This window comes from Pseudomonas sp. SDO52101_S400 (assembly GCF_054071635.1).
The window spans coordinates 64,192-88,925 of the sequence record NZ_JBSVWF010000013.1; the positions used below are offsets into that span (position 1 = coordinate 64,192).

Sequence of the window (24,734 nt, forward strand, 5' to 3'; positions counted from 1 at the left end):
AAATCTCTAGGAGAGTGGATCGATGGTGCTCAGTGGCGCCTCGGCGCTGTAGTCATCGGCGAACGGAATGGCCGGCTGGAACAGGGTTTTCCAGTCCGGACGACCAGGGGCCCGGTCGCTGTGGCTGCGCATCAGTTTTTCGTATTGGCGTTGGGCCTGGCGTTGCAGGGCCGGGTAGTCGACGCCGTTGACCTGACCGTCGTGCATTACGCAGCGACCGTCGATGTAACTGGCGATGCAGTCGTCGCCGCGTCCGGCCAGCAGCAGGTTTTTCAGTGGGTCGAACAACGGGCCCAGGTGCAGGCCGCGCAGGTTGAATACGGTGATATCCGCTTTGGCGCCGGGAGCCAGGCGACCGAGGTCGTCACGGCCCAAAGCCTTGGCGCCGCCGAGGGTGGCGGCGTTGTACAGATCGAGGCTGCTGGTCAGCGCCGAGCCGCCCTCCATCAAACGGGCGATGTTCAAACCGTGGCGCATGTTTTCCAGCAAGTCCGCCGGCCAGGTGTCGGTGCCGAGGGCGAAATTGATGCCTTTGGCCCGATAGCGGCCGAACGAATTCAATGCCTCGCCATCGCGGGCAAACACCAGTGGGCAGTGCACCAGACTCGCGCCGCTGTCGATGACCCGTTGCAGGTCGTCATCGCCCGAGGTGTAGATGCCGTGGGGCAACAGGCTGCGCGGGGTGAGCAGGTCGAGTTGTTGCAACCAGCCCAGCGGTGAAGCACCGCGCAATTGCTCGACCATCGCCACTTCGCCGGGCGCCTGGCAGCAATGCAGACGCATCGGTGCGTTCAGTTCGCGGCTCAGGGCGGAGGTACGTTGCAGCAGCGCCGGGGTGCAGGTCTGGATGCGATCCGGCAGCAGCGCACCGCGAATCAACCCGGCGTGGGCGCCATCGAAATCCTTGAAAAACCGTTCGGCCGCGTCCAGCCCCGCCAGGCCCCGAGCTTCGTCCCAGTGATGGGCGAGAGTGCCGTCGGCGCGCCAGTAACTCATGCCGCTCATGTAGCAGGGGCCGAGATAAGTGCGCAGCCCCAGATCGCCCGCCACGTCGGCGACAGCGGCGAACTCCTCGTAGGTCTCCGCCCATTCGCGGTAGTACATCGAGGTGATCGGCATGGCCGTGGTGATGCCGTTGCGGATCAACTGGGTGAAGGCGTAGCGGTATTTGAAAACCTCTTCTTCGGGGCTGAACGACTCACGCGGGCCGGCCGCCAGATAATCCGCAGACCACATCCGGCCCATGGCACGTTCGTCGCCGTTGTCCAGAGTCAGCACCGTGGAGTCGAGATCGCCGAGGGCATCGAGGTCGATGAAGCCGGGACCGATCAGCGCATTGCCGTAGTCGATCCACTGATCCACCGGCCCTTGGTAACCGCGCCCGACAAACTCGATGCGCGCCCCGGCAAACACCACCTCGCCGTCACGCCACAGCACGTGTTGCGTGCCGTCGAAACCGACCACGCAACTGGCCTTCAGGCCGATCCGTTTCACAGACGGCTGCCCAGCAAACGACCGCCGCTGGCAATCAGTTCGCCGCCGCGATAGACCTGACGTACAGGGCGCGCGACCACGGCTTCACCGAGGGTTTCGACCGGCATCAACAGAAAGTCCGCAGGTTTGCCGATGTCGAAGCCGTAACTTTCGACTCCCAATGCGCGGGCTCCATTGACCGTCGCCGCTTCGAACGCCGCCGCCAGTTCATCGTCCTTGCCCAGGTCGAAACGGAACGCCAGCAACATCGCCCGTTCGAGCATGTCGCCATTGCCCATCGGCGACCATGCATCGCGAATGCCGTCGGAGCCCAGGCACACGTTGACCCCGGTCTCGCGCAGCGCCATAAACGGCGGAACGGCGCAGTCGGCCGGCGCCGAACTCATCAGTGAAATGCCCAGTGCAGCGAGGCGTTCGGCGACGGGTTTGACCTGGCTCCACGGCAGCATGCCGAGGCAATAGGCGTGGCTGATCATCACCCGGTTTTGCAGGTTGAAACGCTCGGTGTAATCGGCGATCCGCGCAATCTGCCATAGGCCCAGTTCACCCTTGTCGTGCAGGTGAATATCCACGCCGCGCTGAAATTCGCTCGCCAGTTTGAACACGAAATCCAGCTGGGCGATCGGGTCGTTGTCGATGCCGCAGGGGTCGAGCCCGCCAACGTTTTCCACGCCCAGGGCCATGGCTTCGCGCATCAGCTCGGCGGTGCCGGGGCGGCTGATCAGGCCGGTTTGCGGGAAGACCACCAGTTGCAGGTCGATCAGGTCGTCGTAGCGTTCGCGCAGTTGCTGCATGGCTTCGACGTGACGCAGGCCGAATTCCGGGTCGATGTCGACGTGGCAACGCATCGTCAGCGAACCCCGGGCGATGCAGTTTTCCAGCAGGGCGCCGGCGCGTTCGGCGATCGGCGCTTTCACTTCGCGCAATACGCGGCGCTCGTTGCTGATGTAGTCCTTGAGCGTGGGGCCGGCGCTGTTCGGGCGCCAGGGCTGGCCGTACAGGGTCTTGTCGAGGTGGACGTGGCTTTCCACCAGTGGGGCGGTGAGCAACTGGTTCTGGCCGTCGATGTCGGTGGCGGCCAGCGGGGTGTTCGAGGCCGGGCGGCGTTGGGTGAACTTGCCGTTTTCGATCAGCAGGTCTTCGGCGGGGGCGCCGTAGGGGCGGATGTTTCTGAGCCAGCGGGGGGCAGTCATTGGAACCTCGTTTGTTCTTTGGATTTTTTTCCCCTCACCCTAGCCCTCTCCCGGAGGGAGAGGGGACCGAATGGGGGATATTGAAGAGCTACGCCGACCTGAACGATTGGCTCTGAATCCATAGTCGACCAGGTCTTTCAGGTCGGCGGACAGCGCAAGACAACTCGGTCAGTCCCCTCTCCCTCCGGGAGAGGGTTAGGGTGAGGGCAGCGGTTTCGGATCAACCCTTGAGCTTCGACCAGATCCGATCCTGCAGCTCCCTTGCCTTGTTGCTGCATTCCTTCTCCGGCCGCAGCCGCGAGGCGTATTCCTCGGGCATGTTGATCGCGTCCATGACTTTCCATTTCGCATCCAGCAATTGGTCGCTCTGAATCCCGTTGGCATAGGCGATCGCGTTGGACACGGCAGCGGCGTTTTCCGGTTTCATCATCCAGTCGATGAAGATCTTCGCGTTGCCCGGATGCGGGGCGCTTTTCGGTACGGCGAAGTTGTCCTGGAACATCGCCAGGCCTTCTTTCGGGTACACGTATTTGATCGTGCTCTTCTGCAACGTGGCCCGGGCCGTCGAGCCGTTCCAGTTCTGCATCATGATCACCTCACCTGAGGCCATGCGGTCGACGGTGTTGTCGGAGCTGTACATCTTCAAAAACGGTTTCTGTTTTTGTAGCAGCTCGAGGATGCGCTTGGCGTCCTGCGGGTTTTCCGTGCATTCGTCGACGTTCAGGTAATGGCTGGCGGCGTTGATCACGCTGCTGGAAGTGTCGAGGGCGGCGAGCTGGCCTTGCAGTTCCTTGCGCGGTTCGAAGAATTCCTTCCACGAATCGTCGAGCTTGCCGCCCGGCACCCGTGCGCTGTCATAGGAAAACCCGGTGGTGCCCCACAGGTACGGCGCCGAAAACTTGCGGCCCGGGTCGAAGCTCGGGTCGCGGAACGGCCCTTTGACGTACTGGAAGTTGCTCAGGGTGGGCGTGTCGATTTCCAGCAGCAGATCCTGCTTGATCAGCGTCTGCATGATCGACTGCGACGGCACGATCACGTCATACGCCGCGCCGCCGGCCTGCAACTTGGCGAGCAGGGTTTCGTTGCTGTCGTAGCCGTCCATGGTGACCTTGATTCCGGTCTCCTTTTCGAACTTGGCCAGCAGGTCCACCGGGTAGTAATCGGTCCAGTTGTAGAAGAACAATTGCTTGGGCTCGGCGGCGTGGGCGCCGAACGCGGTGAAACAACTCAGGGCCAGACCGGATACTGCCAGACGCATGTTTTTCAATTTCATGAGAGCGCTCCAGGTTTATTGTTGTTTGCCGCGTTGGCCGAGCCAGAAGGCCAGCACCACGAGCACGATGGAAATCACCAGCATCAGGGTCGAGATCGCATTGATCTCGGGTGTCACGCCGGCCTTGATCGCCGAGAAGATGTACACCGGCAACGTGGTCGAACCGGGCCCGGCAACGAAGAAGGTCATGATGAAATCGTCGAGGCTGACCACGAACGCCAGCACCGAACCGGACAACACCGCCGGCCACAGCAGCGGCAGGGTCACGCGGCGAAACACCTGCCACGGGTTGGCGTACAGGTCGTTGGCGGCTTCCAGCAGGCTCTTGTCCAGATCGTTGAGGCGCGCGCGGATCGGCAGGTAGGCGAACGGAATGCAGAAGCCGATGTGCGCGACGATCACTGTCATCAGACCGAGCTTGATCCCCAGCGCCATGAACAGCAGCAGGGTGGCCACGGCGGTGACGATCTCCGGCAGGATCAGCGGCAGGTTGATCCCGCCCTCGACCATTTTCTGCCCGTAAAACGGCCGGTAAGTCGCCAGCGCTGCCAGCAACGCAATCGCTGTGGCGCACACGGTGGCGATGGTCGCGACGATGATCGAATTCAGCGCCGCCGTCTGGATCGACGGGTTGGCCAGGATCCGCCCGTACCAGGCGAACGAGAACTCGGTCCACACCGTCGCCGAGCGGTTGGCGTTGAAGCTGTAGGCAATCAACACCAGGATCGGCACGTACAGATAGGCGAGGATCAGCAGGCTGATTTCCCGGGTCGCCGGGAGTTTCTTCAGGTGCAGAGAGATCATGCTTTCGCTCCCCGGTTCAGGTTTTTCGCCGCGCTGCGGCTGTAGAGGGCGTAGAGCACCAGCGACAACAGCAGAATCCCCAGCAGCAGGAACGACAGCGAACTGCCCAGCGGCCAGTTGCGCGCGGTGCCGAATTGCTGCTGGATCAGGTTGCCGATCATCAGGGTTTTGCCGCCGCCGAGAATCGCCGGGGTGATGAAGGCGCCGAGGCTCGGCACGAACACCAGCAGCGCGCCGGCAATCACCCCGGGCATCGACAGCGGCAGGATGATCCGGCGCAGTGCATGCCAGCGGTTGGCGCCCAGGTCATAGGCGGCTTCCACCAGACGCCAGTCGAGTTTTTCCAGGGTCGAGTAGATCGGCAGAATCATGAACGGCAGAAAGCTGTAGACCAGACCGACGCTGACCGCGAAATCGTTGTAGAGCAGGGTGATGCCGCCGGCACTCGGGAACAGCGCGTTGAGCGTCTGGGCGACCCAGCCCTGTTCGCGCAGGATGATCAGCCACGCGTAGTTGCGGATCAGCAGGTTGGTCCAGAACGGAATGGTGATGAGCAACACCATCAGGTTGCGCCGGCGCGGGGTCAGGCTCGACATCCATAGCGCCACCGGAAATCCGAACAGGAAACACAGCACTGTGGTGCCGCCGGCCTGGAACACCGAGCGCAACAGCGCCTGGGCATAGACCCAGTTCAGCTCCAGTTCGCCGTCGAAACCTTCCTGGAAAAACAGCTGCACGTAACTCTGCAGTTGCCATTGGGCCTGCCAGTCGACGCCGCCGTAGGTGTTGCGTGGCAGCAGGCTGATGTAACCCATGATCCCCAGCGGAATGGCGATCAGGGCGAGCAGGGTCAACACCACCGGGCTGAGCAACAGCGCCCGGTTAAGGGAGGGGGAAGTGCTGCTGACGCTCATCTCAGGCCTCCATCAACAGGCAGGCCTGGGGCGGCAGGTGCACGGCCACGCGCTCACCGACGGTGCGACAAGCGTTCAGGCCTTCGTTGTTTTCTCGCAGCATGACTTTGATGTCGTTGTTCAAGCGGCACTGGTACAGGGTCGCGGTGCCGACATACAGCACCGCCTCGATCACCCCGCGCAGGTGATGGGGCTGATCCGCGGCGACCAGTTGCGAACGCTCGGGGCGGAACGCCAGTTGCACGCTGCTGCCATTGACGCCTTGAGGCGGGCAGGGGATTTCCACCGGCATGCCATTGGGTACGAAGATGTTTTCGTTGTGTTGGCCGCGCTTGAGCTGGCCGGGGAGGAAGTTGATGTCGCCGATGAACTGGGCGACGAAACGGTGCTGCGGGCGTTCATAGATGTCGGTCGGGGTGCCGATCTGCAGGATCTTGCCGGCGGACATCACCGCGATCCGGTCGGACAGGGTCAGCGCCTCTTCCTGATCGTGGGTGACGAAGATGAAGGTGATCCCGGCTTCCTGCTGCACGCGCTTGAGTTCGACCTGCATTTCCTTGCGCAGCTTCAAGTCCAGCGCCGACAGCGGCTCGTCGAGCAACAGCACTTTCGGCTTCGGCGCCAGGGCCCGTGCCAGAGCGACGCGTTGCTGCTGGCCGCCGGACAGTTCCGCCGGTTTGCGCCCGGCCAAGTGCTCCATCTGCACCAGCGCGAGCATCTCGTCGACCCGCCCCGGAATCGTCTTGCGATCAAGACCCTGCATCTCGAGGCCGAAGGCGATATTCTGCGCGACACTCATGTGCGGAAACAGCGCGTAACTCTGGAACACCGTGTTGACCCGACGCTTGAACGGCGGCAGGTGGTTCACCGTTTCGCCCGCCAGACGGATCTCGCCGTCGCTGACGTGTTCGAAGCCGGCGATGGTGCGCAGCAGGGTGGTCTTGCCGCAGCCCGAGGGGCCGAGCAGGGTGAAGAACTCGTTGTCGGCGATGTTCACCGACACCTTGTCGAGGGCCGGCGCGAGGCCAGGATCATCGGAGTACCGTTTGGAGACATTACGCACTTCAATTGCTATTGGTTGACCCATAATGGTGCAATCCTCTAATTATTGTATGCAATATCTGAATGCAATTTAGAAATACCCGGATTAATCTGCGGGTGCAACCCCCTTTTTCCCTGGCTGACGTTCGTGTAGGGATCGCGCCGGGAACCGTTGCCCGCACTGAAGGAGTTTTCGAATGACCGAGAAGAAACTGGAAACCACGGTCGACCGCGTCTACCAAGGGGTTTACGAGGCGATCAGCAAGCGTTCGCTGCGTCCGGGAATGAAACTGGGCGAGGCATCGCTGGCCGAATTGTTCAATGTCAGCCGCACGTCGGTTCGGGCGGCGCTCAAGCAACTGGAGGCCGACGGCCTGGTCACCACCGAGCCCAATAAAGGTGCGTCGGTGTCGTTGCCCAGCGATGAAGAGATCCGTTCGCTGTTCGAAACCCGGCGTCTGATTGAGATCGGCATCGTCACCGAACTGTGCCGGCGCAAGGACACCGCCGCGATGCAGGACCTGCGCGATCACTTGCTGCTGGAGGACGAAGCCCATGCGGCCGGCGACCACGAGCGGTTGATTCACCTGCTCGGCGAGTTCCACATCAAATTGGCCCGCAGCCTCAACAACCCGGTACTGCTCGACTGGTTCCAGAAGCTGATTTCCCGCGCCTCGCTGTACGCCGCAGCGCTGGATGACGACAGCCACGAAGCCTGTCGCGACGACGAACACCTTCGCCTGATCGAGTACATCGAGGCCGGCAATCAGAGCGCAGCCATCGAGCTGACCTGCATGCATCTGGATGGCATCCAGAAGGCGATTCTCGACGTCGCTGCGAAGCTCAAGACCGGCTACCATCCGCTCAAGCACCTGATCGAGGTCTGAGTGTCTGCCGCCAGTGAAATCGGCTATACCTCTATGAAACCATCGCTGCCCGGCGTGCTCGAAACAGACGGGTGCCACGTCATCGGGCGTAGCGATCGAGCGGACCAACCACAAGGCGTTGAAGCAGTCGATGCAGTTTTTATCCGATAGCCACGGGTGTGACGGCTGGCAGGGCGAGATGGCCGGACGCATCCGCGCCTTTGACTGGAGCGGGACCGATCTGGGCCCCCTCGAAACCTGGCCGGCCAGCCTGTGCAGCACGGTGCAGCTGATGCTGGCCTCGCCGTTGCCGATGGTCATGCTCTGGGGCCATGCCGGCTACATGATCTACAACGACGCCTATTCCCGATTCGCTGGCGGACGGCATCCGTATCTGCTCGGATCACCGGTGGAACTGGGCTGGCCGGAGGTCGCCGATTTCAACCGGCATGTGGTCGACACCTGTCTGGCGGGCGGCACGCTTGAATATCGCAACAAAGTACTGGTGCTGCTACGCGATGGCGTGCCCGAGGATGTCTGGCTAGACCTTTATTACAGCCCGGTTGCCAATGATGCCGGGGTGCCTTCGGGCGTGATGGCGATGGTGGTGGAAACCACTGAACTGGTGTTGTCCGAGCGTCTGCGTCAGGCCGCTGAAGATGCCTATCGCGCCGACAACGAACGGGTTCGCCTGGCGCTGAACGCCGGGGCCCTGCTGGGCTCGTTTGTCTGGGACGTGAGAAACAACGTGCTGTCGGCCGACGAGCGATTCGCCCGCACATTTTCCTTTCCGCCGGACCAGGACCTGAGCAACCTGCCGCAGCATATTGCCGAAGCGCACATACATCCCGATGACCGCAGCTGGGTGCAGGAGTGCGTCGAGAACTCGGTGCGCACCGGCGCACCGTACAACGCCGAGTATCGCGTGATCCGCGCCGATGGCAGCCATCTGTGGGTGCTGGCCAGCGGCTGTTGCGAATTCGATGAGCAGGGCCAGCCGTTCCGTTTTCCGGGCGTGCTGATCGACATCCACGAACGCAAGACCGCCGAAGAATCCCTGCTCAAGTTCACCCGTAACCTCGAACAGCGTGTGGCCGATGAAGTCGAGGCGCGCCTGAGTGCCGAAGAGCAATTGCGCCAGTCGCAGAAGCTCGAAGCCATCGGCGGCCTCACGGGCGGCGTGGCCCATGACTTCAACAACCTGCTGCAAGTGATCGCCGGCAACCTGCATCTGCTGGCGCGGCATGAGCCGAACAATGCCAACGTCCAGCGTCGGGTCAGCGCCTCGCTGGCGGCGGTGGAACGCGGCGCCAAGCTGTCTTCGCAACTGCTCGCGTTTGCCCGCCGTCAGCCGCTGTCGCCGGCGGTGTGCGATCCACGGCAGATCTTCGAAGGCGTCGGCGAGTTGCTGCAACGGGCACTGGGCGAAACCATTCAGATCGACGTGCAGTTGCCCGTAGAACCGTGGCACATCAACGTCGACCGCAATCAGCTGGAAAACGCCATTCTCAATCTGGCGATCAATGCCCGGGACGCCATGAAGGGCGAGGGCACCATTGTGCTCGAAGCCGCCAATACCTCGCTGGATCGGGCGTTTTGCGCCGGCAAGGGCATCCTGCCAGGGGATTTTGTCCGGGTCTCGGTCAGTGACCGCGGCGTGGGCATTGCGCCGCACATGCTGGAGCAGGTCTTCGAACCGTTCTTTACCACCAAGGCCGATGGCCAGGGCACGGGGCTGGGGCTGAGCATGGTGTTCGGGTTCGTCAAACAGAGCGGTGGGCATGTCGAGATCGACAGCCAGGTCGGCGAGGGCACGCGGGTGCAGTTGTATTTCCCGCGCAGTCTGCGGCCGCTGTTCGATGACACCCCAGGCGTGCGTCGACAGCAGGCGGGCGGCAACGAAACCATCCTGGTAGTCGAGGACAACGAGGCGGTGCGTACCTCGGCGGTCGAGCTGCTGCGCGAAGAAGGTTACCGCGTGCTGGTTGCCGGCAATGGTGACACGGCGATGCAAATGTTGCTGGAAGGTGCCCGGGTCGACTTGATCTTCACCGATGTGGTCATGCCCGGACTGATCAAGAGCTCCGACCTTGCGGCGTGGGCCAAGGTGCAGATGCCGGCGGTGGCTGTGCTGTTCACTTCCGGCCACACCCGCGACATCATCTCGCGCAATCACCAGCTCAGCCCCGACACCCACCTGCTCGGCAAACCCTACGGGCCTGAGGCGCTGTTGCAGATGATCCGTGCGGTGTTGAGCGCCTGACTGTCGCTGATTGACGAAGGGCGACGAACGGACACCGCTGGTCTGACAGGTGGTCGACAGAACCGGTCAACCGAGGCCATTCTGATAATTGGCCAGCGCAATCGGTCGCGTTGGCTGCCGATCAACTGACGGAGGTGTTCCATGCCGGTGACCCATGATTTGTTACAGGACTTGAAACTTACAAAGGAAGAGATCCAGCAACGACGCACCGCGGATCCACATCTGGATGCACTGATCAACAAGTATTCCCAGGCGGACGCCGAAGTCGTCAAGGCCGAGACGGCGACCTCGGATGCGCCGAGCGACGACACCCTGAAGAAACTCAAAGAGAAACGCTTGCAGGTCAAAGACAAGATCGTCGAGCAGTTGCAGGCTCGAACCTGACCGTCAGTCGCGTCATCGCCCCTCGGCGGTGAAACGACTGGAACGACAGCCCCGAACGGCACCTCGAATGTACAGAGTCTTCACTTAACGACTCTCTGCGAGGTGCCTCATGAACAAAACCAGATTCCCCAGTGAGGAGCAGGGCGCATTCGACCCGGTTCCCACCCATCCCGAGCCCAACAGTCCGGCGCATACCGTCCACCATCCTGAGGAGGAACGGAAGATCGCGGATGTGCCGGAAGATGAAGACCCGGAAAAATTCGATCGATCCAGCAACTGACCGTCCGCCATCGCTGGATCGTCGGCCCGCCGCATCGCAGCGATGGCGGACGCCGGTTCAACAAGAATTTCAGGCCTTCATTTCAAGGCCGCATCCAGCGGCAACCGCGCCATATGCGTCGCCTTCAGCGAGCCGAAATACAACCAGTCGCCATACTCGCGCGCCGTGGTGATCGGCGAGTAATTGCCGGCGCTGGCATCCTGCAGATTGGCGATCACTTTGCCGTCCAGATCCAGTCCCAATACGAACCCTCGCTTCTCCACAGGTTTAGGCAGGACGGTCATCGCCCGCACGATCATCTTGCGCACGAGCGGATGGCCGGCGGTGCGATCGAGCAGTGGATTGCGCGGCGTGTACAGCGCCACCCAGAAACGATCCCGGCCATTGAACGCGAGGTTGTCCGGCAGCCCCGGCAGGTTGTCGATGAACAGGTCATGGGTGCCGGCCTTTGGTCCGGTCAGCCAGTAGCGACTGATGCGATAAGCGCCGGTTTCGTTGACCAGCACATAGGCGTCGTCCGGGCCGAGGGTCACGCCGTTGGCGAACTCAAGCTTGTCGAGCAGAACGCTGGTCTTGCCGGTCTGGAAGTCATAGCGCAGCAGACGCCCGTCACCGCCGTGCTCGATGATCGCTTCGCCGTCGTGGCCGTAGCCCCAGCGACTTGAGGCATCGCTGAAGTAGGCGTAATGCCCGGATTTGTCGATGGCCACGTCATCGGTGAAGCCGAACTTCAGGCCATTGGCCTCGGTGGTCAGTGCGGTCAGCCGACCCTGGGCATCAAGGGACAGCAAACCCTTGACCCCGTCGGCGATCACCAGCAAACCGTTAGGGTGCCGCGCCAGGCCCAACGGGCGTCCGCCGGTATCGGCGAGGACCTGACGCTGTTGGCCATCGAGGCTGGTGCGGATCAGGCGTCCGTCATGCAGCCCGGTGATCAGAAAGTCGTTTTCAAGTAGCAGGGCTTCGGGACCTTCGATATCGTTCGGGCCGACCTGCTTCGCGCTTTTGAGGCGTTGATTGTCTGCGTAGACCCCTTCGGTCAAGGACGGAGCCGCTTGTGGCTTCCACGCCACTGGCTCGACTTTGGTCGGCATCAGCAACAGGAAGGCCAGAATCAAAATCACCAGCAGCAGGATCAGATGGCGCAACTTCACACGTGAGCTCCCGCGAGAGACAGATGCCGGGTTGCCCGGTCGCGCAGGGCCAGCATCGAGGCCGCCGATTCACGTTCGATGCGGCGTTTGAGCAGCAACTGATTGGCAATGCGCATGCCCAGGCTTTCGAAGCGGTAATCCAGGGTCCGCACGAAGGCCGTGCCTTCGCCAGCGGCCGAGCATTCGTAGGTCAGATGCAATGACAAGCCATGATCGCCCTGGGCTCGGGCACACCAGCGTCGCCCCGGCAGGTATTCGGTGACTTCCCAGCTCAAATGCCCTTCGCGGCCACCGGCATGAATGTCTTCTTCGAAACGGGCACCGGCATGCAACGGGCCGGCGGGGCCATCGATTTTCAGCGAGGAAGGGTGCCACTCCGGCCAGCGGCTGACGGTGGCGGCGTAGGCGAGTACGGCAATCGGCTCGCCGGCGATGTCGATCGGATGCTGCATGCGGGTCATGGGCGTTCTCGAGTCGGTCAGGGGGACTGGTTCCGGCTCCCAGTAGAGGGTGCCGAACAGGTAATCCATCAGGGGCAGGACGATGTTGAAATTGCGCTCCTGCATGCGTTCGCGCCGGTGATGCAGCTCGTGCAGGCGGCGCATCTGGCGGATCCACGGCAGGCGACTCAGCGGATGTTGCGCAGGCAAGTGCTCGCAAGCGTGAAACACTTCATAGGTCAGGTAGCCCAGCACCATGCTGCCGCCAAACAACCCGGCAACGTTGGCGTTGACCTGCGCAAACAGCCACCACAGGGGCAGGGTGATCACCAGCGTGTGAACGACGATCAGCCACGCCGGAAACAGGATCACCCGCCAGTCGCGGGCGCTGTCCCAGGTCATGTGGCCGGGGGTGAAGAAACTGTGATGGTCGCCGGCATGGCGGGCGTAGAACATTTTGGCGAAGGCTTTCTTGTGATGGCCGAGGTGGCGGTGCACCACGTACACGCCGAAATTGAAGAACAGCAAGGTCAGCGGCACGGCCAGCCACTCCAGCGTCCGCACCTGATGCGCGCTGCTCCAGAACGCGCCGATCGCCAGTACGCCGAACAGCAGCACGAAGGCGCCATGCAGCCACGGGTTGTACAGCGGATGAATCGCCGCGCGATAGCGGCTGCGAAATGCCTCGGTGGTCTGCCTCACTGCGGTCACCTGCAGATATTGTCGTTATCCCGGCAGATTAGCCGATCCCGCCGTTTGTGCAGGCGCTACCTGGAGGTCACAACTGCCATGCTCCGGTACATAGCGTTCTTCAGCTCAACGGGTTCCAGCGTTGCGACCAGTCGTCATCGGCCCTGATCACTTCGCGCAGCAGGTCGAACGCCTGTTGCAGGATTGCCGAGTCACGGTCGCGGGAATAGACGAGGTAGGTCGGATAACCGAATTCCGGCGCTTTGGTGACGATTTCCAGTGCGCCGCTTTCCAGATAGGTGCGCACCACCCGGGTGCGGAAATAGCCGCTGCCGCCGTTCTCCAGAATGTATTGCAGGGCCAACGGGCCGAGGTTGAAGCTCAGGGCTGCCTTGGCCTTTTCCGGCAGCGCGGCGTCGTGCTGGCGGCGGAAGTCGGAGCCCCAATCGATGTACACGTAGGGCGAAGGGCGGTTTGGGGTTCGGACCAGGATCAGTTTCTCTTCCAGCACTTGCTCGACTTGCAACCCCGGCCAGTATTCCGGTTGATAGACCAACGCCGCGTCCAGCACGCCGAGTTCGAGCTGGCGCAGCAGGTTTTCGCCGTCGCGGATGTCCATGCGCAGGGCGTGGCTTGGGATCTTCTCGCGCAGTTCGGCAGCCCAACTGAGCATCAACGGGTTGCACAGGCTGACCTCGCCGCCGATGTGCAGCACGTTGTCATAACCTTCGGGCAACGGCAGGTCGCGGCGTGCGGCCTCCCAGGTCTGCACCAGTTGATTGGCGTAAACCACGAAGGCCTCGCCATTGGCGGTCAGGCGCGCCCCGGCGCGGTTGCGCACGAACAGCGTGCTACCCAACTGGCTTTCGAGCTTTTGTACGCGGGCGGTGATTGCCGTTTGCGTGACAAACAGCTTTTCTGCCGCGGCGGCGAGGCTGCCGTGGCGGACGATTTCCAGAAAGGTGCGGGCGAGGTCGATGTCCATGGGTGGGCCGGTGGTTGAGGTGCCGGCATTGTAAGTCAAAAGCGCCTCATCGGAACGCCGCCCGCCTAGCCCTCTCCCCGAGGGAGAGGGAACCGATACGGGGATATTGACGAGATACATCGACCTGAAAGTTCGGCTTTGAATCCATAATCGACACGATTTTTCAGGTCGATGTATAGCGCAAGACAACTCGGTCAGTTCCCTCTCCCGGAGAGAGAGGGGAGCGATCCGGGGATATTGACGAGATACATCGACCTGAAAGTTTGGCTTTGAATCCATAATCGACACGATTTTTCAGGTCGATGTATAGCGCAACACAACTCGGTCAGTCCCCTCTCCCTCCGGGAGAGGGTTAGGGTGAGGGGAGAAGCGGCCCTAACGATTCAACTGACCAGATCGGTCTCAACCACCCGAGCCCAACCCTCCACCAACCGCGCCGGCGTGCAGCAAGTCTTGCGCTTGTAGACAAAATTGCGGCACTTCTCGGCAAACTGATTGCGGTTGTACAGCATGTCTTCCTGCATCTCTTGCAGTTCGGTTTCGCGGCATTGGCGGATCAGCTCATGATCGACCCGCAGCTTGCGCTCACGCACCGCCGCATACGTCGGATCGGTCCGCACTGAGTTGGCCCGTTGCAGCAACCACAAACCAAACTCGTCCGGGCAACGCGGGCCGATTTCCTGGACCATGCCCAGTTGCAGCGCCTGCGCAGCGCTGACCGGCAGGCAGGCCTGAGTCAATTGTTCGGCCATGGCCGGGCCGACGGCGCGGGGCAAGCTGTAGGTCCAGTATTCCGAGCCGTACAGGCCCATGCTTTTGTAATGCGGGTTGAGCACGATGTCGGCACGGGCGAACACAATGTCAGCGGCCAGCGCGAGCATCACACCGCCCGCGCCGGCATTGCCGGTGACTCCGCAGACCACCAGTTGCCGCGCGCTGAGCAATTCCTCGCATACATCGTCGATCGCCTGGATATTGGCCCAGGCTTCGGCGCCCGGGTCCTCGGCGGCCTGAATCACGTTCAGGTGCACACCGTTGGAGAAACTGCCGCGTCCGCCCTTGACCAACAGCACCTGAGTGTCGCGGGCTTTGGCCCAGCGCAGAGCCTCGACCATGCGCTGGCACTGCTCGGTGCTCATGGCGCCGTTGTAGAACTCCAGTGTCAGTTCGCCGACCTGCCCGGATTCGCGATAACGGATCGGCTGATACGCCTCGTCGCTGAACGGCGCGTTGGCAATCGACCAGTCCAGCACTGGCACGTGCGAGAGTTGCCCGGCCAGCACATGTCGCGCCGGACGCTTGAAGGTTTCTTCGCCGGGTTGCGGTTTGCGTCGCAGCGAGCCGATCCACAGGCTGTGATCACCCGTCGCCACCAGCACTGCGTCGTCGTGTACCGCGAGGATTTCGCCTGGCATCCCGGTGCGCTGATCAAGGTGCGCGTCATACACGTAATACTGCCCGCCAGCGAGGCTGGCGAGTACGCCGGGCTGACCGTCCGCCGCGTCGATGCAACGCTTGATGAAGTGCGAGCAGTCGTGCCAGCTGAAGGTGCGGTCGTCCTGTTTCATGTTTGGTTGCAGGCGTCCGAGAACTTTGGGATCAGCGTAATCCAGGGCCACCGGAACAAAACCTTCGATGAATTTCTCCACCACTTCACGGATGCAACGGATTGCCGCGTCGCTGACACGACCGTTGTACAGCTCGGATTTGCGCAGGCCTGTCGGCAGGTTGAATTCGCAAGTGGCCCAGACCGGGCCGGCATCCATTTCTTCCACCGCTTGCAGGGCGGTCACGCCCCAGGACGGCAGCTCGCGCATGATCGCCCAGTCCAGTGCGCTGGCGCCGCGATCGCCGACGATGCCGGGGTGAATGATCACCACCGGACGTTGCGGGTTGCTCCACAGCGCATGGGGGACACGGTCCTTGAGAAACGGGCAGATCACCAGGTCGGCGCCACTGTTTTCGATTTGTTCGCACACGGCGGCCTCATCGGTGAACAGCACCACGCTGGGCGAGTGTCCCGCCTGACGCAGGTCCAGCCAGGCGCGCTGGGTCAGACCGTTGAACGCCGACGACAAAAGAATGATGTTGAGTGATCGCATGATTGCTCTTCCTTGAAAGGTCAGCCGCAGGCTCCCGGTGAGCCGTCCGTGGCTATCGATGGAGGCGCAAGGTTAGAGAGTGGCGTGGCCGGCGCCACTGATCGAGATCAACGTTGTGTCAGCCAATGTTGCCGTGGCGACCAAGCGCCTTATTCTTAATGGTTTGCTTATCCTGATTTTTTATTACTTCAAATGTCCGCGACGCTATTGCACAGTCGCAGCCCTGATCAACGCCGGACGATCCCGGCGTATCCATGGATTTTCGCAGCGGGTGGAGCCCGTTTTCAGGGAGTAAGGCATGGGGAGTCACAACCCGCATTACCAGGTCATCGGGCAAATGTTCCAAAAGGACTACCGATGGTTATGTGCAGCGGTCGGCCGTACCCTCGGTTGCCCGCACAGCGCACAGGACATTGCTTCGGAAACCTTTCTTCGGGTGCTGGCATTGCCCGATCCACTGGCGATTCGCGAGCCGCGCGCGCTGTTGACCACAATTGCCCGGCGTTTGGTTTATGAAGGCTGGCGGCGGCAGGATCTGGAACGCGCCTATCTGCAAAGCCTGGCCCTGGCACCGGAGCCCGTGCATCCGTCGCCCGAGGAGCGGGCATTGGTGATCGAAGCGCTGCTGGCGGTGGATCGCTTGCTCAACGGTCTGTCGGCCAAGGCCAAGGCTGCTTTTCTCTACCATCAGCTCGATGGTCTTACCTACAGCGAGATCGGTGAACGCCTCGGCGTATCCACCAGTCGGGTTCAGCAGTACATGGTCGAAGCTTTCAAGCGTTGCTATCAGGCGATGCAGGCATGAGACCGGACGAAACGCTGATCGACGAAGCCGCGCAATGGATGGCGCTGTTGCAATCGGGGGACGTCAGCCTGCAGGAGCGTGCAGCCTTCGACGCCTGGCGTACGGCGGATCCACGGCATCAACAGATCATCGAGCAAATGGGCGGCGGGCTGAACCTGCTGCGCCATTCGAACCTGCGCGGGTTGCCGCGCGAGAGTGTGTTGCACAGCCTGAATGCTCCCTCCGGCAGCCGTCGTCGATTCATCAGCGGCAGCCTCGGCGTGCTCGGTATCGCCGTGCTGGCCGGTTTGCTCGGTCGACGTTATGGATGGCTGCCGGAGGCCGGCGAGTTGTCGACGGGTACAGGCGAGAGACGTCAATTCACGCTGGAGGATGGCAGCGCCCTGACGCTGAACGCCCGCAGCCGAGTGGTGCCGCGATTCGATAGCGTCGAGCGTCTGCTGGCTTTGCGCAGCGGTGAGCTGCTGGTCGACGTGGCGAAAAATCTGGCCCGGCCCTTCGTGGTTGAAACCGATCACGGGCGGATGCGTGCACTCGGTACGAAATTCCTGGTGCAGCGCGGTGAAGATTCGACGCGGCTGGTCATGCTGCATTCGCAAGTCGAAGTGGTGACTGCCGGCGGTGCGCGGCAACTGGTGGAGGCGGGCGAAAGTCTGCTGTTCAACGGCCAGGAAATCCTCGCACTGGAGCGTAGCAAAGGCCAGGAAAGCGCCTGGGTACAAGGGCGTCTCGAAGTGCGTGATCGCCCGTTGAGCGAAGTCATCGACAGCCTGCGCAGCTACCGTCGGGGCATTCTGCACTTGAGCCCGGAGGTTGCCGGTCTGCGCCTCAGCGGCCTCTATCCGCTGGACGACAGCGACCGCACCTTGCAGTTGCTCGAACGCTCGCTGCCGATCCGCGTCACCTGGCACAACCCTTATTGGGTGAGCATCGAAGCACGGTTATAAAACCATAACTTCCTGGTCTATCCGCGACCCTATAAAAAGCGCCGGCCCGCTGCTCATTCCCTGCAGACGCCTTCAACAGGGAAGCCCCTCGATGTTCTCATTCAAACAAAAACAATTGTCCCGCCTGACGCTGGCCATCGTGCTGGCGACGGGCATTGTCCCGGCCACCGTTCTGGCGCAAGACGCCGCCACTCAGGTCTTTACCTTCGACATTGCCGCCGGAGCCCTCGACGAGGTGCTGCTGGACATCTCGCGCCAGACCGGCGTGCCGATTTCCTTCAGTCAGAACCTGGTGCAAGGCAAGCGCAGCAGCGCGGTACGCGGTGCCTTGGGCGGCCGGCAGGCGGTGGAGAAGGCGTTGCTCGGCAGCGGGCTGCAAGTCGAGCAGGGCACTCAGGGTTTGAGCATTCGCCAGGCCGATGTGCCGAACGCTGCGCCCGTGAAAGCTGCAGCTGTAGTGCCCGCCAGCAGCGCCGATTACCGTATGGAAAAAGTCACGGTCACCGGCTCGCGGATCGCCCGGGCGCAGTCCGATGGCGCGACGCCGGTCAATGTCATCACCCACGAAGAAATGGAAGCGCGGGGCTACAAGAACGTCTATGACGCCCTCGCCACGCAGACGCAAAACACCGGTATGACCCAGGGCGAAGACTACGGCAACACCTGGCAACCGGCGGCCAGCGCCCTCAACCTTCGCGGCCTCGGCCCCAACCACACGCTGGTGCTCATCAATGGCCGGCGGGTTGCCGATTACCCGACGCCGTACGACGGCAAGGTCAACTTCACCAACCTTGCGAATATTCCTTCGGCGATCATCGATCGCATCGAAATCCTCAGTAGCGGCGCCTCGGCGATTTACGGTTCGGATGCGATTGCCGGGGTGGTAAACATCATCCTCAAGGACAAAATCAATGGCGTCGACGTCAACCTCAAGGGCGGCACCAGCGAGCGCGGCGGCGGTGACAACCGGCGATTGCAGATCAGTGGTGGTGGCAGCTGGGGCGACTTCGACGGCCTGTTCGGGCTCGAGCTGACCAACCGCGATCCGATCTGGGCCGATGACCGTGGCTTCATGCAGAGCGGGCCGCTGGCGGATGTCGGTTACCGTCGCGATCTGAGCAACAACCGTTACCTGGGGCCGGGCTGCGGTGCCTATCAAGGCACGTTCGACAACAAACTGTTCAACAACGGCGGGCGTTGCCGCACCGACCAGATGTACAACGATTACTGGACGATCCAGACGCAAAAGGAAAACTACGACGGCTACACCCGCGGTACGTGGCATTTCAGCGACAGTGGTCAAGTGTTCGCTGACCTGATGTACGGCCTCGATCACATCCAGAACAACACCCGTGGCCCGACCTTCACTTCGCCGGACTTCATCAACCAGAACAGCGGCAATCTGGAGCGTTGGTATCGGCGCTTCGGCGAAGAGGAAATCGGCGGACGCACCAGCAACAACAGCAAGTGGCGCGACACCTCGTGGACCGGCACCCTCGGGCTGTCGGACAAGATCGCGAACACCGGCTGGCGCTATGACCTGGCGGCCAACCGCTCGGAATACAAAAGCGTACGCACCACACGCTACACGCCGCTGTCGTCGATCCAGGATTTCTACCTTGGCCCGCAGCTCGGTACGCGCGGCGGGTACCCGGTGTTTGCCCCGGACGCTTCGCGTCTTGACCGGCCGTTGACGCCGCAGGAATGGGAGCAGTTTCGCGGCAACCTGACTCAAAGCAGCAAGTCGGTGTCCACCAGCTACAACGCCTCGATCAACGGCGAGCTGTTTGATCTGCCGACCGGCCCGGTCGGATTCGCCGGCGTACTGGAAGCAGGCAAACAGCAATACCGGATCGATCCGGACGACAGCCTCAACGACGGCAGTTTCTATGGCGTGACGCCAGCGCAAAGCTCCGGCGGTTCGCGCAAGCGTTACGCCGCCGGCGGCGAGTTCAGCATTCCGGTCACCGACACCGTGCTGGCGACAGCGGCTGGGCGCTGGGACCAGTACAAATTCAGTGGCCGCACCGAGCAGCAGAAAACCTACAACCTCGGCCTGGAATGGCGTCCGGTCACCAGCCTGTTGTTGCGCGGCAGTTACGGCACCAGTTTCCGGGCGCCTGACCTGAACTACATCTATCAGTCCGACAGCAACGGTTACTACCCGGCACAGATCGACTACTACGGTTGCAGCCAGGGCGTGGAGGGGGCGTGCGATCGCGGGCGGGTCGACTACACGCAAAGCGGTACGGCGGATCTGCAATCCGAACGCGGCAAATCCTGGACCTATGGTTTTGTCTGGTCGCCGTCTCGCAACTTCGATTTCTCCACCGACTTCTGGCGCGTGGAAATCGATGACCTGCTGACCACTGTCGACGAAAACCGCCTGTTGCAGGAAGAGAACGAATGCCGCAACGGCACTCAGGACATCAACTCGGCCAACTGTCAGTCCACCCTGGCACGAGTTGACCGTAACCCGGGCAATGCCGCCGTCGATCCCAACCAGTTGCAGCGGGTGCGGGTGAATGCGATCAACGCCGCCAGCGAGCGAGTCAGCGGTCTCGATTTCAAGAGCAACATTCGCTGGGGCGCGGGCCAGTACGGCGCGTTCAGTTCGGCGCTGGGCTACACCCTGGTGTTGTCGCACTTCTACAAGGAATCGGACGAAGCCCCGACCCAGGACTGGCGCACTTCGCGCACCAACTACGACTGGCGCAGCAAGGTCAACGCCAGCCTGACCTGGGATTACCAGAAAGCCACGGCGACGCTGATGGGCATTCGGTATGGCTCCGTCACTAATGGCGCGGGCGACGGGCGTCTGTCGCCGTGGACGGTGTTCAATGCCAGCGCGCGATACAAGCTCAACGACCGGGCGAGCGTAGGTCTGACGGTCAACAACGTGCTCAATCAGGTCAAGCACGACGACTCGGCAGGCTGGCCGTATTACCCGACCGGCAACTACGACCCTTACGGCCGCCAGTGGTGGCTGGATGTGAGTTATCACTTCGGCAGTTGAGTATGGAGGCGTCCGGCAACGTCCTACGGAAGTTGCCGGATTTTGAGTGAAAGCAGGGATATTTCCGACGACTTTTTAAGGTTGGCCGTCGGAAGCGGGGCCTATAGCATCGGTCGTGACATGAAGTCACTGACCGGCCTGAACGCTCGGGCCCCTGACATTGGATGGATTATGCGAACCGCACATCTCGAGCACGAAAACTCTACTTATTCCCCTCGTGATTTCTGGCGTGCCGATCACGCCAGGTGCCCTACGGAGGGTGCTCCCATGCCCCAGACAAAAGCACCCCGGCTCACAGGGCTGAAGAGAGTCGAGGGCAAACCCGTGGAGTTGTTGCTGCATGGCCGGATATGGGACAGGGACACCATGTACATCATCCGTTATGCGCTGGAAGGCTTTGATCTGCGCGACGTCGTCAACATGATTTCAACGTCTGAGCTGTACCGGGAAAGCGAACTTGTGCAGCTCATCACCGGAAGGTCCGTCAGAACCGTACGGCGCTTGCTTAACAGCGACGAGCCTACGCGCCTGAGCCGCCAGCAGAGCATGATCGCCTTCCAGTATGCGCACGCTCTGGAGTCCGCCATCGAGGTGTTCCACGATCAGCCGAGCGCCGAGGAATGGTTGAACAAGGCAACCAAATGGTTAAACGGTTACAGACCCGTCACATTGATTGAGAGCTCTTTGGGGTATCAATCGGTCGATGCTTATCTGCACCGAATCAAATACGGGGTTTATCAATGAACCCGTTGCCTTGGGACGACCGTTGGTATGCGTGGCGGCTGGACCCTGAGGTTTATCGATGCACCTGGGACAGCGGTATTGGTTCGGAACTGCAGGGTGGCCGATGGAACCGGCCCGGTCGGCGTGTCGTTTATGCCTCGATCGATCCCTCTACCGCCATTCTGGAGGTGGCAGCTCATGGGAGTTTTAACGCACTGGATAAAAGTCCCTATGTGCTGACGTGCTTTGAGGTGATCAGTGAGGCACTTGTGAAAATCGTGCAACCCGAGGAGCTGCCCAACCCTTACTGGATGAGCCCGGCACAGTCTTCGCCTAACCAGCAGGATTTTGCCGATGCATTGCTCGCCGAGCATCCGTTCGTACTGATCCCCTCGGCAGCCACCCGGCATTCGTGGAACTTGCTGGTGAGCTGCGATTTGGCGGAAGGGCAATTCAGGATGGTCTCGCAAGAGCGGTTCGGGCTGGATACACGATTGCTGAGGGATGCAGAACTGGCCTGAGCAATCCACATGCCTTTTTTTGCATAACCTCAGCACCCAACGGTCTAAATCGCGCCCTATAAATCGCCATCTGCCATCGCACATCCCTGCATAAACCAAAACGCAGGGATGGCTGTTCATGATTCGATTTTCACCCGTTAGATCCCCGTTGAGCCTCGCCTTGCTGATGGCGATCAACACATTGCCGGCGATTGCCGCCGACAGCCGTGCCACAGAACCGACCACTCAACTGCAACGGGTCGAAGTGACCGGCACCGCGATCCGCCGGGTCGATGCCGAAACCGCCGTGCCGGTGACCATCCTTCGGGTGGAAGAATTGCAGAAGCAAGGTGTGACGACGACTGAAGAGCTGGTCAACCGGATCTCTGCCAACCAGTCGTCCGTAGGCTCAGGGCGTTCGGTGGGTTCGAGCAGCGGCGGGGCGTCTTACGCCGACCTGCGTGGAATCGGCCCGAACAAGACGCTGGTGCTGCTCAACGGGCGCCGCTTGAGCAACAACGCGACCAACGCCATCAACGGTTCCGGCGTGGACCTCAATACGATTCCGTTCGCCGCCATCGACCGGGTTGAAGTACTGCGTGATGGTGCTTCGGCGTTGTATGGCACCGATGCCATCGGCGGGGTGATCAACTTCATCACCAAGACCAGCCTTACCGAAGGCCAGATCAGCACCCACTACGACACACCGACGCACTCCGGTGGCGGTGAAAGCCGTAATTTCAGCGGCAGCTGGGGATTCGGTGATTTGCAGGACGATCGCTTCAACGTCTTCGGCGTCGTGAGTTACGACAAGCAGCAACGTTTGGCCGCCGAAGATCGTGCTTACACCTACAACTACCAGCCGGGGCGAGGGCTTGATTACACCTCCGGCACGGCATCGCCGGCCAACTGGAGCCAGGGCAGCAACGCCACCAACCCGTTGGCCGGTTCCGGTTGCAATGCGCCGGGGCTGTTGTCGCGCAACGGTATCTGCCGCCAGAGCCTGTGGAACTACCTCGATCTGGTGCCGGAAACCGAGAAGACATCGGCCTTCGCCAAAGCCACCGGCAAGCTGTCGGACGATCACAACGTCAGCCTCGAATACTTCTGGGCGCGCAACGAAAACCGTACCCAGATCGGCCCCGGCACCCTGATGGGCAATCAGGTGAATCCCGGTACGGCGTTTTATCCCGGCAATGGCATCACCCCCGGGCCGAGCGGTTTTGCCCTTGATCCGACGCAACCGGTGGACGTGAACTGGCGCGAAACCGCTGTCGGTGCTCGCCAGCATGAGGATGACAACACCGGTCAGCGCCTGCTGCTGAGCTTCGACGGAACGCTCGTCGGTTGGGACTACAACGTCGGCGCCTCGTACAACCAGAACAAAGTGGTCAATACGATCCGCAGCGGTTATGTAAATGACCGGGCTGTCAGCCAGGGCATTGCCAACGGTGTGATCAACCCGTTCGGCCCGCAGACGGCTGCCGGTTCCGCGTTACTGGCGGCTAACGCCGTGGACGGTGATTACGCAACCGCTGTGGGCCGGGTGAAGGCGATTGATGGCCGTGTCAGCCGCGAGATCGGTGACTGGTTTGGCGCCGGCCCTTCGGCGCTGGCGCTGGGCGGCGAGTACCGCAAGGAAGACTTCCATCAGGACTTCGCCGCGTTTGCCGGTGATGTGCAGAGCCTCGGCGTGGACCCCAACGGCAGCGTGTCAGGGGATCGCAGCGTCGCGGCTCAATACGCCGAGGTCAATGTGCCGGTGCTCGACAGCCTGGAACTGTCCGCTGCCGTACGACACGACAAATACAGTGATTTTGGTAGCACCACCAACCCGAAATACTCGTTCCGTTTCCAGCCGTTCAAGGAACTGGTGGTTCGCGGCGCGTATAGCGAAGGTTTCCGCGCGCCGTCGCTGTACGAGCTCTATAACCCGAACTTCACCACCTTCACCAACGCCAACTACAACGACCCGCGCCTGTGCGCCGGGGGTAATCCGAGCAATGGCGGGATCGCCAACCGCGACTGTGCCCAGCAGTTCAACCGGACCACGGGCGGCAACACGGACCTGAGCCCGGAAACCGCACGCAACGTCACTCTCGGTTTTGTTTATCAGCCGTTCGATCGCCTGACCACCGGGCTGGATTTCTGGTGGATCAACATCGCCAACCAGATCGCCGAATTCCCCGAGTCGGCGGTGTTCGAGAACCCGGAGCTGTACCCGGAGCGTTTGATTCGCAAGCCTGACGGCTCTATCGATCACGTCGTTACGGGCCTGGCCAACCTGGGCAAGATCAAGACCAACGGCGTCGACGTGAGCTTCGACTATCGCCTGCCGAGCACGCCTTACGGCGACTTCGGTATCGGTCTGCAAGGGACCTATGTCAGTCGCTACGAGTATCAGCAGCAGCTCAAGGGCGACTACATCGACAAGCTGGGGGACTTCCGTGGCGGTGACTTCTCATCGGCCGGCGCCGTTGCCCGCTGGCGCCACAGCCTGACCGGCAGCTGGAACTACGGCCCGTTTGGCGCAAGCCTGACCAACCGCTACACCAGCGGTTATCACGACTCGGATCGTGAGGCCCACGATTACGTTGGTTCATACAACGTCTGGGACGTGGCCGGCACTTACACCTGGCGCAAGACCCTGGCCGTGACGCTGGGGGTGAAGAATCTGTTTGACCGCGAGCCGCCATTCAGCAATCAGACCTACACGTTCCAAAGCGGCTACGACCCGAAATACGGCGATCCGTTCGGGCGCACGTTGTACACGCGGGTCAACTACAAGTTCTGAGAATGACCAGTCAGCGCCGGTTTTAGTAACCCATCGTTCTAAAACCGGCCCTATAAAAAGTGCCTG

At 61.6% G+C, this 24,734-nt stretch carries 20 protein-coding genes; 10 read left to right on the forward strand and 10 right to left on the reverse strand.

Translation table 11 applies throughout. The annotated features are described in order from the left end of the window. Window positions 1-6 precede the first annotated feature (6 nt). From ACW9HX_RS09060 to ACW9HX_RS09085, 6 genes are all read right to left on the reverse strand, one after another. Window positions 7-1,494, reverse strand: coding sequence for an amidohydrolase family protein (locus ACW9HX_RS09060; RefSeq protein ID WP_457380316.1), 1,488 nt, complete (start codon window positions 1,492-1,494; stop codon window positions 7-9). Then, window positions 1,491-2,687 (reverse strand): amidohydrolase family protein, encoded by a 1,197-nt coding sequence (locus ACW9HX_RS09065; protein ID WP_457380317.1) that lies wholly within the window; start codon window positions 2,685-2,687, stop codon window positions 1,491-1,493. Before ACW9HX_RS09065 ends, ACW9HX_RS09060 begins: the two co-directional genes overlap by 4 nt. 220 nt (window positions 2,688-2,907) lie before the next feature. Next, entirely contained in the window at window positions 2,908-3,960 is a 1,053-nt protein-coding gene (locus ACW9HX_RS09070) for an extracellular solute-binding protein (protein WP_457380318.1), read from the reverse strand. A gap of 15 nt (window positions 3,961-3,975) precedes the next feature. Continuing rightward, window positions 3,976-4,764: an ABC transporter permease gene (locus ACW9HX_RS09075; protein ID WP_064597101.1), complete on the reverse strand. Its 789-nt coding sequence runs from the start codon at window positions 4,762-4,764 to the stop codon at window positions 3,976-3,978. Next, a complete protein-coding gene (locus tag ACW9HX_RS09080) occupies window positions 4,761-5,678 on the reverse strand; it encodes an ABC transporter permease (RefSeq protein WP_457380319.1) in 918 nt (305 codons plus the stop codon). Before ACW9HX_RS09080 ends, ACW9HX_RS09075 begins: the two co-directional genes overlap by 4 nt. A 1-nt stretch (window position 5,679) precedes the next feature. Continuing rightward, window positions 5,680-6,765 carry an ABC transporter ATP-binding protein gene (locus ACW9HX_RS09085; protein ID WP_457380320.1) on the reverse strand — a complete coding sequence of 362 codons (1,086 nt, stop codon included), beginning with the start codon at window positions 6,763-6,765 and terminating at the stop codon, window positions 5,680-5,682. A 151-nt stretch (window positions 6,766-6,916) separates the two neighbouring features. Between ACW9HX_RS09085 and ACW9HX_RS09090 the strand changes: the two genes are divergently transcribed. The 4 genes from ACW9HX_RS09090 (at window position 6,917) to ACW9HX_RS09105 (ending at window position 10,512) form a co-directional block, all read left to right on the forward strand. Next, window positions 6,917-7,606: a GntR family transcriptional regulator gene (locus tag ACW9HX_RS09090; protein ID WP_457380321.1), complete on the forward strand. Its 690-nt coding sequence runs from the start codon at window positions 6,917-6,919 to the stop codon at window positions 7,604-7,606. A 130-nt stretch (window positions 7,607-7,736) separates the two neighbouring features. Next, window positions 7,737-9,848, forward strand: a complete 2,112-nt coding sequence (locus tag ACW9HX_RS09095) for an ATP-binding protein (RefSeq protein ID WP_457380322.1) — start codon at window positions 7,737-7,739, stop codon at window positions 9,846-9,848. 141 nt (window positions 9,849-9,989) lie between these two features. After that, a complete protein-coding gene (locus ACW9HX_RS09100; protein WP_007959466.1) occupies window positions 9,990-10,232 on the forward strand; it encodes a YdcH family protein in 243 nt (80 codons plus the stop codon). 109 nt (window positions 10,233-10,341) lie between these two features. Continuing rightward, the gene (locus ACW9HX_RS09105; RefSeq protein WP_457380323.1) at window positions 10,342-10,512 is read left to right on the forward strand and encodes a hypothetical protein; all 171 of its coding nucleotides are present in this window, start codon (window positions 10,342-10,344) and stop codon (window positions 10,510-10,512) included. Window positions 10,513-10,589: 77 nt separating this feature from the next. Here ACW9HX_RS09105 and ACW9HX_RS09110 read toward each other — a convergent pair whose 3' ends face one another. The 4 genes from ACW9HX_RS09110 to ACW9HX_RS09125 form a co-directional block, all read right to left on the reverse strand. Continuing rightward, the gene (locus ACW9HX_RS09110) at window positions 10,590-11,606 is read right to left on the reverse strand and encodes an SMP-30/gluconolactonase/LRE family protein (protein WP_457380346.1); all 1,017 of its coding nucleotides are present in this window, start codon (window positions 11,604-11,606) and stop codon (window positions 10,590-10,592) included. Between the two features lie 56 nt (window positions 11,607-11,662). After that, complete coding sequence (locus tag ACW9HX_RS09115; protein WP_457380324.1) at window positions 11,663-12,808, reverse strand: sterol desaturase/SRPBCC family protein; 1,146 nt, start codon at window positions 12,806-12,808, stop codon at window positions 11,663-11,665. 109 nt (window positions 12,809-12,917) lie between these two features. Then, on the reverse strand, window positions 12,918-13,781 hold the full coding sequence (locus ACW9HX_RS09120) for a LysR family transcriptional regulator (protein ID WP_457380347.1): 864 nt from the start codon (window positions 13,779-13,781) through the stop codon (window positions 12,918-12,920). 383 nt (window positions 13,782-14,164) lie between these two features. Then, window positions 14,165-15,883, reverse strand: coding sequence for a hydrogenase maturation protein (locus ACW9HX_RS09125; protein ID WP_457380325.1), 1,719 nt, complete (start codon window positions 15,881-15,883; stop codon window positions 14,165-14,167). Window positions 15,884-16,181: 298 nt separating this feature from the next. Here ACW9HX_RS09125 and ACW9HX_RS09130 point away from each other — a divergent pair, with 298 nt between their 5' ends. The 6 genes from ACW9HX_RS09130 (at window position 16,182) to ACW9HX_RS09155 (ending at window position 24,668) form a co-directional block, all read left to right on the forward strand. Further along, window positions 16,182-16,688: a sigma-70 family RNA polymerase sigma factor gene (locus tag ACW9HX_RS09130; RefSeq protein ID WP_457380326.1), complete on the forward strand. Its 507-nt coding sequence runs from the start codon at window positions 16,182-16,184 to the stop codon at window positions 16,686-16,688. Then, window positions 16,685-17,635, forward strand: coding sequence for a FecR domain-containing protein (locus ACW9HX_RS09135; protein WP_457380327.1), 951 nt, complete (start codon window positions 16,685-16,687; stop codon window positions 17,633-17,635). The genes ACW9HX_RS09130 and ACW9HX_RS09135 overlap by 4 nt, the downstream gene beginning before the upstream one ends. A gap of 91 nt (window positions 17,636-17,726) precedes the next feature. Then, window positions 17,727-20,651, forward strand: coding sequence for a TonB-dependent receptor domain-containing protein (locus tag ACW9HX_RS09140; protein WP_457380328.1), 2,925 nt, complete (start codon window positions 17,727-17,729; stop codon window positions 20,649-20,651). A gap of 267 nt (window positions 20,652-20,918) precedes the next feature. After that, window positions 20,919-21,395, forward strand: coding sequence for an antitoxin Xre/MbcA/ParS toxin-binding domain-containing protein (locus ACW9HX_RS09145; protein WP_457380329.1), 477 nt, complete (start codon window positions 20,919-20,921; stop codon window positions 21,393-21,395). Then, window positions 21,392-21,895 carry an RES family NAD+ phosphorylase gene (locus ACW9HX_RS09150; RefSeq protein ID WP_192558160.1) on the forward strand — a complete coding sequence of 168 codons (504 nt, stop codon included), beginning with the start codon at window positions 21,392-21,394 and terminating at the stop codon, window positions 21,893-21,895. The genes ACW9HX_RS09145 and ACW9HX_RS09150 overlap by 4 nt, the downstream gene beginning before the upstream one ends. 118 nt (window positions 21,896-22,013) lie before the next feature. Then, a complete protein-coding gene (locus tag ACW9HX_RS09155) occupies window positions 22,014-24,668 on the forward strand; it encodes a TonB-dependent receptor (protein ID WP_457380330.1) in 2,655 nt (884 codons plus the stop codon). Window positions 24,669-24,734 lie beyond the last annotated feature (66 nt).

Coding starts and splice junctions, on each gene's coding strand:
- ACW9HX_RS09110 (WP_457380346.1), bottom strand. CDS start 11,606: ATGCCGACCAAAGTCGAGCCAGTGGCGTGGAAGCCACAAGCGGCTCCG.
- ACW9HX_RS09145 (WP_457380329.1), top strand. CDS start 20,919: ATGCCCCAGACAAAAGCACCCCGGCTCACAGGGCTGAAGAGAGTCGAG.
- ACW9HX_RS09150 (WP_192558160.1), top strand. CDS start 21,392: ATGAACCCGTTGCCTTGGGACGACCGTTGGTATGCGTGGCGGCTGGAC.
- ACW9HX_RS09085 (WP_457380320.1), bottom strand. CDS start 6,765: ATGGGTCAACCAATAGCAATTGAAGTGCGTAATGTCTCCAAACGGTAC.
- ACW9HX_RS09080 (WP_457380319.1), bottom strand. CDS start 5,678: ATGAGCGTCAGCAGCACTTCCCCCTCCCTTAACCGGGCGCTGTTGCTC.
- ACW9HX_RS09130 (WP_457380326.1), top strand. CDS start 16,182: ATGGGGAGTCACAACCCGCATTACCAGGTCATCGGGCAAATGTTCCAA.
- ACW9HX_RS09125 (WP_457380325.1), bottom strand. CDS start 15,883: ATGCGATCACTCAACATCATTCTTTTGTCGTCGGCGTTCAACGGTCTG.
- ACW9HX_RS09155 (WP_457380330.1), top strand. CDS start 22,014: ATGATTCGATTTTCACCCGTTAGATCCCCGTTGAGCCTCGCCTTGCTG.
- ACW9HX_RS09120 (WP_457380347.1), bottom strand. CDS start 13,781: ATGGACATCGACCTCGCCCGCACCTTTCTGGAAATCGTCCGCCACGGC.
- ACW9HX_RS09095 (WP_457380322.1), top strand. CDS start 7,737: ATGCAGTTTTTATCCGATAGCCACGGGTGTGACGGCTGGCAGGGCGAG.
- ACW9HX_RS09090 (WP_457380321.1), top strand. CDS start 6,917: ATGACCGAGAAGAAACTGGAAACCACGGTCGACCGCGTCTACCAAGGG.
- ACW9HX_RS09070 (WP_457380318.1), bottom strand. CDS start 3,960: ATGAAATTGAAAAACATGCGTCTGGCAGTATCCGGTCTGGCCCTGAGT.
- ACW9HX_RS09105 (WP_457380323.1), top strand. CDS start 10,342: ATGAACAAAACCAGATTCCCCAGTGAGGAGCAGGGCGCATTCGACCCG.
- ACW9HX_RS09100 (WP_007959466.1), top strand. CDS start 9,990: ATGCCGGTGACCCATGATTTGTTACAGGACTTGAAACTTACAAAGGAA.
- ACW9HX_RS09065 (WP_457380317.1), bottom strand. CDS start 2,687: ATGACTGCCCCCCGCTGGCTCAGAAACATCCGCCCCTACGGCGCCCCC.
- ACW9HX_RS09135 (WP_457380327.1), top strand. CDS start 16,685: ATGAGACCGGACGAAACGCTGATCGACGAAGCCGCGCAATGGATGGCG.
- ACW9HX_RS09075 (WP_064597101.1), bottom strand. CDS start 4,764: ATGATCTCTCTGCACCTGAAGAAACTCCCGGCGACCCGGGAAATCAGC.
- ACW9HX_RS09140 (WP_457380328.1), top strand. CDS start 17,727: ATGTTCTCATTCAAACAAAAACAATTGTCCCGCCTGACGCTGGCCATC.